Genomic DNA, 13,979 nt, shown 5'->3' with positions numbered 1-13,979 from the left:
CATTCGCTTCCTTTATCGCTTTGCAGTAAAATTCAAAGCGTTACGGCCGCGGTGACACGTGGTGTCGCCTCGTCGGCTGTAACCGGGATGAAAAGGAGAAATGTCATGTTCAAGCACATTCTCATTCCCACCGACGGTTCGCCGCTGGCGCAGATTGCGGTCGACAATGGCTTTGCCCTTGCAAAGGACGCGGGCGCGAAAGTGACTGTGGTCACGGTCTCCGAACCTTTTCATGTGATTGCCAGCGATGTCGACGACATCGCCGCCATTGCCGAAGAGGAATTCCACCGCTGCGAGGAGGCTGAGCACCTGCTCAAGAACACGCGAGAACGCGCCGTATCGATGGGGCTGGAATGCGACGCCCTCCTGGCGAGAGCCGGCCGCCCTGACGAAGCAATCATCGAAACCGCAAACAGGAGCGGCTGCGACCTGATCGCCATGGCCTCACATCGTCGCAAAAGTTTTCTGGAAATGCTGCTCGGCAGCGTCACCGCAAGAGTGCTGAAAAACTCGAAGATTCCGGTTCTGGTCTATCGGCAATAGGGCAGCGCTTACCCCAGAAGGTTCGAGAACCTTACAGCGTAAATTCGATCCCGACCAAGGAGATGCGCAACCAGCGCATTCCGATCGAAGAGGCCTGCCATGGCCTTATGTCGCAAATCCAGACCGCCGCTCATGACCCCAAAAGCCGGCATCAGCAGGCGCGCGCCATCAGTCGCAAAACAGGGACGGCGAACCGTCTTTTCGCGGCGACGAACCGTTGCCGCAGGATGGAGATGGCCGGCAATTTCCCCAATTGCGTCCGCAGCCCTGGCTTTGGGCTCATGCCGGAAAACGAGGTTTCCGAAAAACATCTCATCCACCGAGGAGCCAGGAAGATCGACTGTGCCATCAGGATCATGGTTGCCGTTGATCCATATCCATTCGCGGCCCGCCGCCATCTCCTTGATGATTTCGCGCAAGGGCAGCGGCAGGAATTCAGAGCCAACACGGTCGTGAAAATTGTCGCCCAGACTAACGACGATCTTGGGATCATAACGGGCGACCAGCGAAGCGAGGATTTTCAACGTGGCAATGGTGTCATAAGGCGGCAGCAGTCTTCCCCGCCGGGCAAAAGCCGCTCCCTTTTCGAGATGCAGATCGGACACGACCAACAGCGACAGATCGGGCAAAAACAGCCCACCCAGGGGATCGCACCAGGCGGCAACACCGTTGACGTCGATCTCCGAGCCAAGGCACTCGAAGCCGGTTGAGAATCTCTCGCTCAGGGCAAGGCGGCTCAGCACGTTCATTTCCTTCGTCAAGACATCGCGTCGGCGATGAGTTCGTCTGCGGCTTCAGCAAGGACATCGTCCTGCGCCTCACCTGCTACCGTTTCGCGTCCAATTTCCAGCATTACCGGCACGGCAAGCGGCGAGACATGCTCCAATGCGCAATGGGTGGTGTGGCCCTTGATCCGTCTCAGCATATCCCCAAGTCGGCCAATGTCCAAAAGCCCTGCAGCGGCATCGCGACGGGTCGCTTCCAACAGGATATGGTCCGGCTCATGGCTGCGAAGAACGTCATAAATAAGGTCGGCCGAGACGGTCACCTGTCGCCCGGTCTTTTCCTTGCCTGGATGGCGGCGCTCAATCAGGCCGGAAATGACCGCACAATTGCGAAAGGTGCGTTTCAGCATGAATGACTCGTCCAACCACGCCTCCAGATCGTCACCCAACATGTCCTCGTCGAGAAGGTCTGCCAGCGAGAGACGACGAGATTTCAGGCGTCTGCCGATATCATCCATGGCCCAGATGGCCAAGGAATAGTCTGTGGCGACAAAGCCCATGGGTTTGGCGCCTGCTCTTTCCAGCCGCCGCGTCAAAAGCATGCCGAGTGTCTGATGTGCCAGGCGACCCTCAAACGGATACATGACCATGAAGAAACGCTTCCGGAAGGGAAAGGTCTCCACCAGCAACTCATCCTGTTTGGGAATGATCGACCTCTCTTTCTGGATTGCCAGCCAGTCACGCACCTGATCCGGCAACGCGTGCCAACGCTGCGGATCGGCCAGCATCGAGCGCACCTGATCGGCGAGATAGGTAGAAAGCGGAAACTTCCCGCCGGCGTAAGATGGAATTTTGGGGTCCATCGAGAAAGCTTGGGAAACAAGGCATTCGTTTTCCCTGATCCCTTCAAACCGCAACACTTTTCCGGAAAACAGAAAGGTGTCACCCTGCACGAGCTGTTCGAGGAAATATTCCTCAACCTTGCCAAGCGACATGCCACCGCGGCCCAGAGTTCCCTTGGCGTTGCGCTTGACCATTCGAACGTTCAGTTCAGCGGCTTCGACAATGGTACCGAGATTCAGTCGATATTGCTGGGCGACCTGTGGGTTTGAGACACGCCAGCGACCGTCCTTCATCTGGCGGATACGGGCATAGCGCTCATAGGTTCGCAACGCATAGCCACCGGTCGCGGTAAAATCCACCACCCGGTCAAAGGTGTGGCGTGAGAGGGTCGCGTAAGGCGAAGCGCTGCTGACTTCCTGGTAAAGCTCATCCGCATCGAACGGTTCGGCGCAGGCCATCCCCAAAACATGTTGCGCCAAAACGTCCAGCGCACCTTCGGCGATTGGCGGCGTATCCTGTGCCCCGATATAATTCGCATCGAGCGCGGCACGACATTCCATCACCTCGAAACGGTTGGCGGGCACGAGAATGGCCTTTGATGGCTCGTCCATACGGTGATTGGCGCGACCAATGCGTTGCGCCAGGCGACTTGCACCTTTCGGCGCGCCGACATGGACGACCAGATCGACATCACCCCAGTCGATACCGAGATCGAGTGTGGATGTGGCGACCACAGCGCGCAGCTTGTTTTCCGCCATGGCGGCTTCCACCTTCCGCCGCTGCCCGGCATCCAGTGAGCCGTGATGCAGCGCGATCGGCAGATTATCATCATTGATGGTCCAGAGTTCCTGGAAGATCAGCTCCGCCTGCGAGCGGGTGTTGACGAAGATCAGCGTCGTCTGATGCTCTTTCAGTGCCTTATAAAGATCCTGCATGGCATAACGTGCCGAATGACCAGACCACGGGATACGCTCATCCGTCTGCAGAATGGAAATGTCAGGCTTTGCACCGCCCTCAACGGTGATGACACCGGCAGGTTTGGAACCTTCCACCTGCGGTGCGAGATAACGACGCAAATCCATCGGTTCCGCAACCGTCGCGGAAAGGCCTATCGTTCGCATGGCAGGAGCATGTTTACGGATGCGGGCCAAAGCCAGCGACAGCAGATGGCCTCGCTTGGAGGTGACCAGTGAGTGCAACTCATCCAGCACCACATATTTCAGGTCGCGAAAAAACCGCTCGGCTTCCTTGCTGGCCAAAAGAAGAGAGACCTGTTCTGGAGTCGTCAACAGGATATCCGGTGGCTTTATTCGCTGGCGCTGTCGCTTGCCCTGTGGCGTATCGCCCGTGCGGGTTTCAACAGAAATCGGCAGTCCCATTTCCGAAACAGGCTTCATCAGATTGCGCTCGATATCGACGGCGAGCGCTTTGAGAGGTGAGATGTACAGGGTGTGCACACCGACAAAACCCGAGCCGGGCGGCACCTTACCGCGCTCCGCCAGGTCTGTCAGCGATGCCATGAAGCCGCCAAGCGTCTTGCCCGCACCGGTTGGCGCGATGAGAAGCATGTTTTCGCCGCCATGCGCGCGGGCGGCAAGCTCGAGCTGATGATCGCGCGGCTGCCACCCCTTTTGCGCAAACCATTTCTGGAACGGCAGAGGCAAGGCGCCGACTTGAATGCCGGAAATGGACGACTCGGCAAGTTTCATCTCTTCAAGGTAGTGAAAAAGCTGCGAAAAAGAAGGGCATGAAGGCTCGCCTTGACAGCAATCCTAATCATGGATATTTTTAATCCATGATAAAGGAGCTTATGCGATGAAACTGGGCGACGGCGTGGAACAGGCCATTCACAGCGTGGGAATGCTGGCGGGGCTTTCCGATGGTGGCGTACTTTCGGCCGCCGCGCTGGCGGAGTTTCATGGTGTTTCCACCAGCTACCTCCTGAAACACCTGCAACTTCTTTCCGGTGCCGGTATTCTCGCCACCGTTCCCGGACCGAAGGGCGGTTATCGACTTGCGAAACCGACCGACAAAATCACATTGCTCGATATCGTTCTGGCAGTAGAGGGACCAGAGCCTGCTTTTCGCTGTGCGGAAATCCGCCAGCGGGGACCAAATCCTTTGCCAAAACGCTATTTTACCAAACCTTGCGGCATCAATGCCGCGATGCTGAAAGCTGAAAGAGTCTATCGGGCAGAACTGGCCAAAGCCACCATAGCCGATGTTCTGGGAGATCTCGCCGCCAATGACGACGGCGGCATTGCCGCGCGTGGTTGCGCGTTTCTTGAAATGAACGAGCGCAAGTCCGCACGCTGAACTGACGACATTCCGATACGACACCGGAAAGCCACATCGCTTTTCGGATCGATGACGCATGCCCTGATACCTATCCGAAAAAGGAAAACACCGATGAAAACCCGTTTGAATTACGCCAAAGCATCTCCCGAAGCCTTCAAAGCCGTGATGGCTCTGGAGACCTACGTTCAAAACAGCGGACTGGAGCACCGCTTCATTCACCTCATCAAGCTTCGTGCCTCCATCATCAATGGCTGTGCTTTCTGCGTCGACATGCACGTCAAGGAAAGCCGCAAGGACGGCCTGTCGGAACAGTGGATTAACCTGATGAGTGTCTGGCGGGAATCGACCGTCTATTCCGAGCAGGAGCGGGCCTTGCTCGGCTGGGTCGATGCGGTGACGAAGATTGCCGAGACCGGCGCACCGGATGATGCCTATGAGGCGCTGAAGGCGCATTTCAGCGATGAGGATATCGTCAAGGTGACGGTTGCGATTGGCACGATCAACACCTGGAACCGCATTGCCGTCGGCTTCCGCTCGCAACATCCTGTCGACGCCACCGCCAAGGCAGCGTGATCTCGATCCACCTTGGCCGAGCGACCGTTACATGGCTATGTAGCGGTCGTTGCGGTGATTGATCGCCAATGTCAGGTTCATCACCAATGCGCCGAGAACAGAGCAGATGATGACGAAAGGCGTGGCAATGAAACAGGATGCAACGAGCACCATGCCATCGAAGGCGAGTTGCACCAATCCGGCGCGCCAGCCAAAACGGTCCTGCAGATAAAGCGCCAGAATGCCAAAACCGCCAAGACTGGTACGGTGACGAAACAGTGCCAGCATACCGGCTGCGACCGTCAGCCCTCCAAACAGTGCGGCGGCAACGGGATTGATGCTCTCAAATGCAAACAGCCCCGGCATGTAATCCGACAAGACCGCGGTCATGGCAATCGCGCAGAAGGTTTTTACCGTAAAGGCCAATCCGAGGCGTCGAAACGCGAGATAATAGAAAGGCAGATTGACGAGGAAGAACACCGCGCCGAAGCGCACATCCGTGGCGTAATGGACCAGGAAGGCCAAACCGACCGTACCACCCGTCAGAAGCCCGGCGGATGAAAACAGCGTCACACCAAGCGAGACCAGCATGCTGCCTGCCAATACGCCCTGAATGTCTTCCAGCAGCGAATGCCGATCCGGCGTGGAAGCCCAAAATCTGGCCTGCTTGCGTTCGGCAACTTCGCTCATGGTCGTTTCCCGTTTTCCCGGCTCATTCTCTGCGCCTCAGCGCCTGAAAATTCAAGCGTTAGCGCACGACGATATAACGATCGGAGCGATGATTGATGGCGAGGAACATGTTGAGGACGAACGCGCCGACAATCGAATAGAGAACTGTTTCGGGGTCGATGACCGCGAAGGCGGCAACCATGACACAGGCGTCAAAGGCAAGCTGGATAAGGCCCGCTCGGACACCAAAGCGATCCTGGATGTAAATGGCCAGAATACCGATACCGCCGAGGCTGGCGCGGTGGCGATAAAGCGCCAGCAGCCCATATCCCAGCAACAGGCCACCCAGCAACGCAGCCCAGAGCGGATTGATGCTGTCGACCACCATCCAGCGGGATTCCAGTTCGGTCAGCACGGAGACAAGGCCGATGGCGATAAAGGTCTTGAGCGAGAATGCGAGACCAAGACGGCGGAAAGAGAGATAATAAAATGGCAGATTAACGAGGAAGAACAGAAGGCCAAAGCTGATGCCGAATGCGTAGTGAATAAGGAACGCAACGCCCGCCGTGCCCCCGGTCAGAAGGCCCACCTTGTTCAGCAGGTAAAAACCGAGCGCCGAAACGATCGCGCCAGTAACAATGCCCTGCACATCTTCCACCGGTGCATGTTTTGCCGGATCGGCACTCCACATGCCATAGACGCTTCTCGTGAATGCCATGTCCTTACCCCCGAAGAGATCTGCCAGAATTGTCGTGAAAATGCTTCGCCGGTTTCCGACGACTTCTCATCGCGGTTCGGCTTTACGAGCATATTTTGCACTGCAAAAGACAGCGTTTCAATACGGATATGTAAGCATGGCTGACCTATTGGCAAAATGGCAAGAAACGAAAAGATCAGCCTTCTTTCCTGGAAAGAAAAAGAATGCCGGAAAGGGGTTTTCCGGCATCCTTGCGAATGGTGGTTTTGACGATATCCAGCACATCCATGTCATGCGCAGCCAGCAGACCACGGATGTAGCGTTCGGAATGAGCGTAGCGCAATGACGGCTGCAGAACAAAGCCATCCTCCTCGCCCGCATCCTCGACCGAGAAGGCGAACAGACCTCCCGGCGCCAGGAGCGCGTCGACCAGGGGCATCACCGTCTCCAGGCTGCCGAGATACATCATGACATCGGCCGCAGCCACCAGATCGGCGCGGCCTTGAGCTAGACGACCGTCGAAAAGACCGGAGGCTGCAACATCCCGTGACAAGTCGGCCTGGGCCAGATGGTGATAGACGCCCTTCTCTTCAGCCTTGGCCAGCATGTTGGTGGAGATATCGAAACCTTCCAACCGTTCTGCCCAGTCGCTGATTTCCGCTCCCAGCAGACCCGTACCGCAGCCGATATCAACGATGCAGCAAAACTTGCCATTTGCCGGATGTGCTTTTTCGATCAGCGCGGCCAATTTTTGCGGCACGCTGTAGTCAAGCTTCTTCACCAATGAGGTTTCAAAACGCTCGGCATAGTCGTCGAACAATCCTTCGACATAGCGGCTTGGTGGCTGCTCAGGGGTTTCGGCAGCCCCCAAGATCGCAAGCTTCAACTCGGCAGCGAAGATACCTTCGGAATCCAGCCCGGCAACTTTCTCGAAAGCGGCAACAGCCTTTTCCTCATCACCTGCCTTCTCGGCATACTCACCGAGACGAAACCAGCCCGCTGCCCATGATGGCGTCAATTCGAGCGCCTGCTCGATCAGTTCGGCAGCCGCGGCATGATCGCCGCTCTCGGCCAACATGCGGGCATAATCTGCCCTGCGGTCAGCGATCACGTCACCGGAAGAAAACTGGTTTGATGCCATTCATGATTTCCTGAGAAGATGTCGGCTCTCATTTATCAAGCCATAAAAAAACTCAAGTCCTATTTCATGGCACCGGCGACTATAGCGCGATATAGTGCACCGAAACTTGCATCGAAGCAGCCTGCTTCATATGTGAGAGGAAACAGGAGACTTGCTGATGGCCGGTGAGGTCAACAAAATGCTGGGTGATACGGTGGCCCGTACGGTTGTGAAACTGCTGGTGGTTTCATTGCTCGTCGGCTTTCTGATGGCGATCTTCGGCTTGACGCCGTGGAACATCATCTATGGTGCGCGCGATTTCGTGGTTGATCTGTGGCGCAGCGGTTTCCACGCGCTTGGCGCAATCGGCGACTACCTGATCCTTGGCGCAACGATCGTCATTCCCGTCTTCATCATCCTGCGCCTCCTGAGCTACCGCCGCTGATATGACCGAAACATCGCTTATTACGTTTTCCCGGCGCGGTTTCGTGCTGGTTTCCGCTGGCTCATTGCTATCAGCCTGCGTTACCATGCCAACCAACAAGGGCGTCCCTTCGGGCACCAAGGATGAAACCGCTGCGGCGCTGCCGATGGTCAATGAGCTGCGGCGCTCCAAAGGGCTTTCATCTCTCTCCGTCAACAGCGCAGCCAGTACCGCCGCCGCCTATCAGGCGGATCGCATGGTCAAGGCGCAGAAGATGGCGCATCTGATCGGCCTGACCGACAGCTTCCTCATTCGTATGAAGGACGGCAAAGTTCCTCTGCCCGCAGCAGAAAACGTCGCAAGCGGTCAGGATAGCGTTGAACGCGTCGTCAAGGCCTGGATCACCTCTCCCCACCATCTCGAGAACATGCTGGGGTCATATAACGGACTTGGCGTGGCCGTCGCTTACGATGCCGCAAACCGAAACCGCCCCTATTGGGCGATGGTACTCTGCGCCTGAACCAATCAGCCGAGCTTACGGTCGGCCCAACGGTCGACCGTGCTGTCGCGCAGATCGAGGATGTTGTCCACGCGCTCGCGCTCCACAATCTTGGACAGTCCCTTGACCACGGCAGACGGCAGCCCCGGACCTTCATAGACCATGCAGGAGTAAAGCTGCACGAGATCTGCGCCCGCCTTTATCTTCTCCATCGCCGTTTCTGCCGATGAGACACCACCGACACCGATGATCGGCAGGTTTGCGCCAACGCGCTTGCGCATCTTGGCAAGAACCGTGGTCGACAACTCGAAAAGCGGCTTTCCTGAAAGCCCGCCGGACTCACTCTTGTTCGGACCAGCCCGCAAACCATCGCGAGAGAGCGTGGTGTTCGAGACGATCAGACCATCGAGATCGTGCGCCAATGCCTCCTCGGCAACGTCATCCAACCCTTCTTCCGTCAGGTCCGGAGCGATCTTCAGGAATACCGGGATACGTTTACCAGAGCGGGAGGCCTCCGCCTCACGGCTTTCCAGTACGGCTGCCAGCAAGGCGGCGAGGCTTTCACGTGCCTGCAGATCACGCAGTCCCGGCGTGTTGGGCGACGAGATGTTGACAGTAAAATAGGACGCGACCGAATAGAAGGTCTCGATGCCCTTCACATAGTCGGCAATGCGGTCTTCGCTGTCCTTGTTCGCACCAATATTGACGCCGACGATGCCGCGCAGCGAGGCGGCCTTCATGCGTTCAAGTGCAGCGGCGTGCCCCTCATTGTTAAAACCGAGGCGGTTGATAACACCCTCATCCTCCACGAGCCGGAAAATGCGCGGCTTGGGATTGCCCACCTGCGCGCGTGGTGTGACAGTGCCGATTTCGGTGAAACCGAAGCCGAGCCGCAAGACCGGTCCAGGCACTTCGGCGTTCTTGTCGTAACCAGCCGCCAGGCCGAGCGGGTTGGGGAAGACGAGCCCGGCCACCGTCTGCTGCAAGCGCGGATCATGCGGTACCATGCAGGTTGGCAAAAAGCCGCTCTTCAACGCCGTAACCGATAGTCCATGCGCCTTTTCCGGATCGATCAGGAACACGCCTTTACGGCCGAGAGAGGAAAAAAATCCGTTCATGACAGGTTCTCCGGAAACTGATGGCGACCGTCCTCGCCCAAGACAAGAGGTTTTTCCCAGAGCACGGCGGTCATGGGGAGAGAGGCATAGAGATGCGGAAATAGATCGCCGCCTCTCGAAGGCTCATAAACCAGCTTTTCGCCGAGAGCCTCTCCACTCACGGCAACAAGCAACAAACCGGCCTGTCCAGCAAAATGCCGCGATGCGGTTTCCATTGCCTGTTTGGCCGTCGAGAAGTGAACGAAACCATCGGCCAGATCGATCGGCGCGCCTTCAAAAACGCCTTTGACCTTAGCGGCAGCCCAAAGCGTCTCCGGGACGATTTTGTAAATGATCGCGGGCTGTTCCTGCATAGGCGTCTCCGACGGGTGTTCTGAGAGCGGGGTTTGCAGCAAAGCCGTGCGATTGTCCACAGTTTCTGCCGGTTTTTTTTGCTGTCGGATGGTCTCAGGCTGTTTCTGTGAAAAGCTTTCCCTTGTAATGCGCAATCGATTGGCGCACTTTTGGGAATGGAGGCGCTGGAGTCGTTTTCGACAAGCGGCAGGCAGACGTTAGAAAATAGAAAAGAACCGCATCAACGCCCTTGGGAGGGGGCCACAATGTCGGAACTTGCCATCATCATTGCAGACGATCACCCGCTTTTTCGAGGAGCCCTGAAGCAGGCAGTATCTGGCATTGAGGGCCAGCAGACCATCATAGAGGCCGGGGATTTCGAAGCCGCCCGCAAGGCCGCCGCCGAGCGGAACGACGCGGATCTGATGCTTCTTGATCTTTCCATGCCTGGTGTCAGCGGATTTTCAGGGCTGATGGCGCTGCGGGCGGAATTCGCCAGCCTGCCTATCGTCATTGTCTCTGCCACTGATGACGCCACCACGGTGCGCCGCGCAATCGAACTGGGTGCTTCCGGCTTCATCTCCAAATCGTCAGGCATCGACGATATTCGCGACGGCATCCGTGCCGTTCTAGAAGGCGATGTCTGGGTACCGGCCAGCCACAGAGGCGCAAAGGAACAAGATCCTGATGTGGCTGATCTTATTCAGCGGTTGAGGACCCTTACGCCACAACAGAGCCGCGTTCTCGGCATGCTGGCCGAAGGCCTTCTGAACAAGCAGATCGCCTATGAACTGAATGTCTCCGAAGCGACCGTGAAGGCGCATGTGTCAGCAATCCTGCTGAAACTCAAGGTCGATAGCCGCACACAGGCGGTCATCCAACTTTCCAAGATCAACAGTCCGGCAATGGTGGCCTGAGGAAGAGGATTTTATTCCTTATTTCTTTACTCCAGGCTGAATATAGTCTAGATTACAGCCTCTACTGACAGGAGCTTTTTCCTCCACGGGCTCCACCTGCGGGCTTTTAATCATGCTTTCACACGAAACGATCTGGATCGCGATCGATACGCTTGCAGAACGTCACCAGTTGACGCCTTCGGCGCTGGCCAAGCGCGCAGGCCTCGATCCGACATCGTTCAACAAGTCGAAGCGGTTCGGTCCGGACGGTCGCAAACGCTGGCCCTCCACGGAATCCGTCTCGAAAGTCCTGGAGGCGACCGGCGCGAGTATCGACCAGTTTTTTGGCTATGCGTTCGGAAAAACCGGACAGGCGACCCAGCCTGCCGATGCACACAATGCCATTCCGCTGCTCGGTTTCGCTCAGGCCGGCTCCGGTGGCTTTTTCGATGACGGCGGCTTTCCGGCCGGCCAAGGGTGGGACGTTATCGAATTTCCGTCCTCCCCGGACCGCAAGCAGGGTGTCTATGCGCTGGAGGTGCAGGGCGAAAGCATGATGCCACTTTATCGTGATGGCGACATCCTCATCGTCGAGCCCGGCGCACAGGTACGCCGAGGCGATCGCGTGGTAGTGAAAAGCCGGGATGGTGAGGTTATGGCAAAGGTTCTCGCGCGGCAAAGCCCCAAGAACATTGAGCTACTCTCCCTCAATCCGGAACATCCCAACCGCAGTTTCGACATGGCAGAGGTAGAATGGATTGCCCGGATTATCTGGGCAAGCCAATAACACCGTTCAGTATAATCCATAAGGAAAATAGCGGCGGTAGATTTCCTCTAGCCGGCCATTGCGTGACAGAGCCGCAAGCGCCTGATCGAAAGCCGGAACGAGAACGTTGTCCGGGTCGACGGCCATGATCGTCAGGCCTTCGCCCAGAAAACGATCAGACATATAAGGTCCACCGAACAACGCGCAGCAGCCTTCGGAGGCAGTGCCCGACACCCAGAACGGCAGACGCAGGCCGTCTGCGAAAACGGCATCCACCTTGCCGGTCTTTAGGGCATCATACATGGCGTCATAGCCATCAAAGCCGTTGGCCGCCACTTTCGGAAAAAATGCCTTGAGCATCTGCTCATGGCGCGAACCGGTCAGAACCCCTACCTTCTTGCCGGAGAGAGCATCGATCATCGTCCCTTCGAGCTTTACCGCCTTGTTGACTGCAAAGCGTGCCGGCAAGAGAAGGTAAGGACGTGAGAAGGTGAAGCTCTTTCGCAAGTCCGATGATGACGCGATACCGGAAATGACAGCCTCGCCCTCCCCCATTTCCAGCGCCGCTTCCAGCTCATCAAACGGCAATGCCTGAACCTGGCATTTGCTCTCGACCTTCAATTGCGCGCAGATTTCCCGCACCAGATCGACATGAAAACCTGCGAGCCGCCCTTCCTGATCGGTAAAATTGAAGGGCGGAAAATCGACAGACATCAAGAACCGGATACGCGGCACCGAAGACAGATCGCCGCCGGCAAACCGCTCCTGCGCATCGAAAAGCACCGGCATCTTGCCACCATCCGACAGGCCCTGTGCCGGTGAAACACCCGTGCCGCCAGCCAGAATCGCGAAAATTGCCGCGATGCAAAGTCGTCCAGGGTTTGATCTCATAACCGGCATTCTCATCTCAATAATCCGCTTAGGTCACGGCAGCGCTACCATGATGATAGCGGCAGGATGCAAATTTGTCGGCGACTATACACGAGAATCATGTCCGACGACCCTTTTGGACGAGGAAATTGCGTGATTACCACAGCATCGAATTCCAAAAAAATTGAAGAGTTTATGGCGTAGGTGTATCGGAGCGCAGACTGTTTTGTGGGAACCGGGATGCAACCGTCATTTAGATTGCCGCCATTGGAGGCGCTTGTTGTTTTCGAGGCTGCATCGCGGCTGGGCAGTTTCTCCAGGGCGGGTAATGAGCTTGGTCTGACGCAAAGCGCTGTCAGCCGCCAGATCAGCAAACTTGAAGCGTTTATCGGCTCCAAACTCTTCGAGCGTGTGCCGACAGGTGTGCGATTAACAACCATCGGAGAGAACTACTCGATCGACGTTTCGCGGCTCATCCTCGACATCGCAAGCGTCACGGACGGCGTACGCTCCTGGACCGGCCCCAGCCAGATCACCATCGCCTGTTCGCGCGGGATTGCCGATCAATGGTTCATGCCGCGCCTTCAGACCCTGAAACGCGACATCCCCGGCATCGAACTGCGGTTGCGCGTCACCGATGACGTGGCCCATTTGCGTCTGGACGAATTCGATCTTGCTATCTTCTATCGCAGGGAACGACCAATTGGCGTCTGGCTTTCCGAACTCGGCCAGGAAGAGGTCATTCCCGTGTCAGCGGCAGGCATGGCCAACCTCATGGAACAGAAAGCGCCGGTTCTGATCTCGATCGAAGATTCCATGCGAGAATGGCAGGACTGGCGTGACTGGTGGCGGTCATCACAATTGTCGCCACCGCAGGACGCAATTCAGTGGAAGCTGGGAGACTACGGCCTCTGTGTTGCGGCGGCGTCGCAAGGGCTTGGCGCAACACTTGGATGGACATGGCTGATCCGCGATCAGCTTGATAGTGGGGTCCTTGTCCCGGTCCATTCCCATACAATGCGCTCAGAAGGCAAATTTTACCTGATGCGGCCGGCCGATCGCCACCAGCGAAGGATTGTGCGCGAGGTTTCAGACTGGCTCATTGCCAACAATCAGCAAACCGCGCGCTGACAATCGTCAGGCCTGTGCCGGAGGTGCCTTGCGACGGCGATCCAGCATGAAGCGCGCGTAGCCGATGATAGTGAACAGAAGCCAGGCGACCTGCGAGATCAGGGAGCCGAGATTAAAATTCCATATCAGCGAATAGATCAGCGATACGCCGCCCAGAACGTTAAGAAGCGTGTAGCGCCCGTCATCAATGGTGAGAACGCGTAACTGCAACAGGGCATAGGCAAAGAGATAAAAAAAGGCTCCCGCAAGGCCGACAATGTCCGCAAGCCCCATTTGTGTTCACTCCATAAACGCGCCCGCTCGGCGGGCTTGGGTAAACCGGATCTGGTCCGGCCACGCCCCTTTACTCCGCTTCTCGAACAAGCGGACGCGCTCAGATTTCATGGCCCCATGCACAAAAATCATACCCCTGTATCCCGCTCGAGACCTAGTGCCGAACCGCCGAGTACGATAGGCCAGTCCCCCAGCCGAGCCTCCTCTGGCCCCGATAAAAAC

17 protein-coding genes are annotated in these 13,979 nt (G+C 57.0%); 8 read left to right on the top strand and 9 right to left on the bottom strand.

Annotated features, from left to right (window positions below; genetic code table 11):
- Positions 1-105 precede the first annotated feature (105 nt).
- Positions 106-543: a universal stress protein gene (locus FY156_01185; protein UXS00200.1), complete on the top strand. Its 438-nt coding sequence runs from the start codon at positions 106-108 to the stop codon at positions 541-543.
- A gap of 8 nt (positions 544-551) precedes the next feature.
- Here the strand turns inward: FY156_01185 and pdeM are convergent, their stop codons facing one another.
- Both pdeM and FY156_01175 read right to left on the bottom strand, forming a co-directional pair.
- Entirely contained in the window at positions 552-1,286 is a 735-nt protein-coding gene (gene pdeM, locus FY156_01180) for a ligase-associated DNA damage response endonuclease PdeM (protein ID UXS00199.1), read from the bottom strand.
- A 14-nt stretch (positions 1,287-1,300) separates the two neighbouring features.
- Positions 1,301-3,820, bottom strand: a complete 2,520-nt coding sequence (locus FY156_01175; protein ID UXS00198.1) for a ligase-associated DNA damage response DEXH box helicase — start codon at positions 3,818-3,820, stop codon at positions 1,301-1,303.
- A 106-nt stretch (positions 3,821-3,926) separates the two neighbouring features.
- Here FY156_01175 and FY156_01170 point away from each other — a divergent pair, with 106 nt between their 5' ends.
- Both FY156_01170 and FY156_01165 read left to right on the top strand, forming a co-directional pair.
- Entirely contained in the window at positions 3,927-4,427 is a 501-nt protein-coding gene (locus FY156_01170) for an Rrf2 family transcriptional regulator (GenBank protein ID UXS00197.1), read from the top strand.
- Positions 4,428-4,520: 93 nt separating this feature from the next.
- Positions 4,521-4,982, top strand: a complete 462-nt coding sequence (locus FY156_01165) for a carboxymuconolactone decarboxylase family protein (GenBank protein ID UXS00196.1) — start codon at positions 4,521-4,523, stop codon at positions 4,980-4,982.
- Between the two features lie 27 nt (positions 4,983-5,009).
- Here FY156_01165 and FY156_01160 read toward each other — a convergent pair whose 3' ends face one another.
- From FY156_01160 to FY156_01150, 3 genes are all read right to left on the bottom strand, one after another.
- On the bottom strand, positions 5,010-5,651 hold the full coding sequence (locus tag FY156_01160) for a YitT family protein (protein UXS00195.1): 642 nt from the start codon (positions 5,649-5,651) through the stop codon (positions 5,010-5,012).
- 58 nt (positions 5,652-5,709) lie between these two features.
- Positions 5,710-6,321, bottom strand: coding sequence for a YitT family protein (locus FY156_01155; GenBank protein ID UXS02974.1), 612 nt, complete (start codon positions 6,319-6,321; stop codon positions 5,710-5,712).
- Between the two features lie 202 nt (positions 6,322-6,523).
- The gene (locus tag FY156_01150) at positions 6,524-7,468 is read right to left on the bottom strand and encodes a class I SAM-dependent methyltransferase (GenBank protein ID UXS00194.1); all 945 of its coding nucleotides are present in this window, start codon (positions 7,466-7,468) and stop codon (positions 6,524-6,526) included.
- Positions 7,469-7,625: 157 nt separating this feature from the next.
- Between FY156_01150 and FY156_01145 the strand changes: the two genes are divergently transcribed.
- The gene (locus FY156_01145) at positions 7,626-7,892 is read left to right on the top strand and encodes a hypothetical protein (GenBank protein ID UXS00193.1); all 267 of its coding nucleotides are present in this window, start codon (positions 7,626-7,628) and stop codon (positions 7,890-7,892) included.
- 1 nt (position 7,893) lies between these two features.
- Positions 7,894-8,391 (top strand): CAP domain-containing protein, encoded by a 498-nt coding sequence (locus FY156_01140; GenBank protein UXS00192.1) that lies wholly within the window; start codon positions 7,894-7,896, stop codon positions 8,389-8,391.
- Between the two features lie 5 nt (positions 8,392-8,396).
- Here the strand turns inward: FY156_01140 and FY156_01135 are convergent, their stop codons facing one another.
- Positions 8,397-9,488 (bottom strand): quinone-dependent dihydroorotate dehydrogenase, encoded by a 1,092-nt coding sequence (locus tag FY156_01135; GenBank protein ID UXS00191.1) that lies wholly within the window; start codon positions 9,486-9,488, stop codon positions 8,397-8,399.
- Positions 9,485-9,841, bottom strand: a complete 357-nt coding sequence (locus FY156_01130) for a DUF952 domain-containing protein (GenBank protein UXS00190.1) — start codon at positions 9,839-9,841, stop codon at positions 9,485-9,487. Before FY156_01130 ends, FY156_01135 begins: the two co-directional genes overlap by 4 nt.
- Before the next feature lie 246 nt (positions 9,842-10,087).
- Between FY156_01130 and FY156_01125 the strand changes: the two genes are divergently transcribed.
- Both FY156_01125 and FY156_01120 read left to right on the top strand, forming a co-directional pair.
- The gene (locus FY156_01125; GenBank protein UXS00189.1) at positions 10,088-10,738 is read left to right on the top strand and encodes a response regulator transcription factor; all 651 of its coding nucleotides are present in this window, start codon (positions 10,088-10,090) and stop codon (positions 10,736-10,738) included.
- Positions 10,739-10,850: 112 nt separating this feature from the next.
- The gene (locus FY156_01120) at positions 10,851-11,504 is read left to right on the top strand and encodes a helix-turn-helix transcriptional regulator (GenBank protein ID UXS00188.1); all 654 of its coding nucleotides are present in this window, start codon (positions 10,851-10,853) and stop codon (positions 11,502-11,504) included.
- A 6-nt stretch (positions 11,505-11,510) separates the two neighbouring features.
- On the opposite strand, the gene FY156_01115 is transcribed toward FY156_01120, so the two are convergent.
- Entirely contained in the window at positions 11,511-12,272 is a 762-nt protein-coding gene (locus FY156_01115) for a transporter substrate-binding domain-containing protein (GenBank protein UXS02973.1), read from the bottom strand.
- A 321-nt stretch (positions 12,273-12,593) separates the two neighbouring features.
- Here FY156_01115 and FY156_01110 point away from each other — a divergent pair, with 321 nt between their 5' ends.
- Complete coding sequence (locus FY156_01110) at positions 12,594-13,484, top strand: LysR family transcriptional regulator (protein ID UXS00187.1); 891 nt, start codon at positions 12,594-12,596, stop codon at positions 13,482-13,484.
- Between the two features lie 6 nt (positions 13,485-13,490).
- Here FY156_01110 and FY156_01105 read toward each other — a convergent pair whose 3' ends face one another.
- Positions 13,491-13,757 carry a cyclic nucleotide-binding protein gene (locus FY156_01105; GenBank protein UXS00186.1) on the bottom strand — a complete coding sequence of 89 codons (267 nt, stop codon included), beginning with the start codon at positions 13,755-13,757 and terminating at the stop codon, positions 13,491-13,493.
- Positions 13,758-13,979: the final 222 nt, after the last annotated feature.

The sequence above is a fragment of the Agrobacterium tumefaciens genome (genome assembly GCA_025559845.1).
Classification (GTDB): domain Bacteria; phylum Pseudomonadota; class Alphaproteobacteria; order Rhizobiales; family Rhizobiaceae; genus Agrobacterium.
This window is presented reverse-complemented; position numbering and strand designations above follow the sequence as displayed.

What these genes read in the sequence shown, in the direction of transcription:
- FY156_01185 (UXS00200.1), top strand. Translation starts at nt 106, where the DNA reads ATGTTCAAGCACATTCTCATTCCCACCGACGGTTCGCCGCTGGCGCAG.
- FY156_01175 (UXS00198.1), bottom strand. Translation starts at nt 3,820, where the DNA reads ATGAAACTTGCCGAGTCGTCCATTTCCGGCATTCAAGTCGGCGCCTTG.
- FY156_01170 (UXS00197.1), top strand. Translation starts at nt 3,927, where the DNA reads ATGAAACTGGGCGACGGCGTGGAACAGGCCATTCACAGCGTGGGAATG.
- FY156_01165 (UXS00196.1), top strand. Translation starts at nt 4,521, where the DNA reads ATGAAAACCCGTTTGAATTACGCCAAAGCATCTCCCGAAGCCTTCAAA.
- FY156_01160 (UXS00195.1), bottom strand. Translation starts at nt 5,651, where the DNA reads ATGAGCGAAGTTGCCGAACGCAAGCAGGCCAGATTTTGGGCTTCCACG.
- FY156_01155 (UXS02974.1), bottom strand. Translation starts at nt 6,321, where the DNA reads ATGTGGAGTGCCGATCCGGCAAAACATGCACCGGTGGAAGATGTGCAG.
- FY156_01150 (UXS00194.1), bottom strand. Translation starts at nt 7,468, where the DNA reads ATGGCATCAAACCAGTTTTCTTCCGGTGACGTGATCGCTGACCGCAGG.
- FY156_01145 (UXS00193.1), top strand. Translation starts at nt 7,626, where the DNA reads ATGGCCGGTGAGGTCAACAAAATGCTGGGTGATACGGTGGCCCGTACG.
- FY156_01140 (UXS00192.1), top strand. Translation starts at nt 7,894, where the DNA reads ATGACCGAAACATCGCTTATTACGTTTTCCCGGCGCGGTTTCGTGCTG.
- FY156_01135 (UXS00191.1), bottom strand. Translation starts at nt 9,488, where the DNA reads ATGAACGGATTTTTTTCCTCTCTCGGCCGTAAAGGCGTGTTCCTGATC.
- FY156_01130 (UXS00190.1), bottom strand. Translation starts at nt 9,841, where the DNA reads ATGCAGGAACAGCCCGCGATCATTTACAAAATCGTCCCGGAGACGCTT.
- FY156_01125 (UXS00189.1), top strand. Translation starts at nt 10,088, where the DNA reads ATGTCGGAACTTGCCATCATCATTGCAGACGATCACCCGCTTTTTCGA.
- FY156_01120 (UXS00188.1), top strand. Translation starts at nt 10,851, where the DNA reads ATGCTTTCACACGAAACGATCTGGATCGCGATCGATACGCTTGCAGAA.
- FY156_01115 (UXS02973.1), bottom strand. Translation starts at nt 12,272, where the DNA reads ATGCCGGTGCTTTTCGATGCGCAGGAGCGGTTTGCCGGCGGCGATCTG.
- FY156_01110 (UXS00187.1), top strand. Translation starts at nt 12,594, where the DNA reads ATGCAACCGTCATTTAGATTGCCGCCATTGGAGGCGCTTGTTGTTTTC.
- FY156_01105 (UXS00186.1), bottom strand. Translation starts at nt 13,757, where the DNA reads ATGGGGCTTGCGGACATTGTCGGCCTTGCGGGAGCCTTTTTTTATCTC.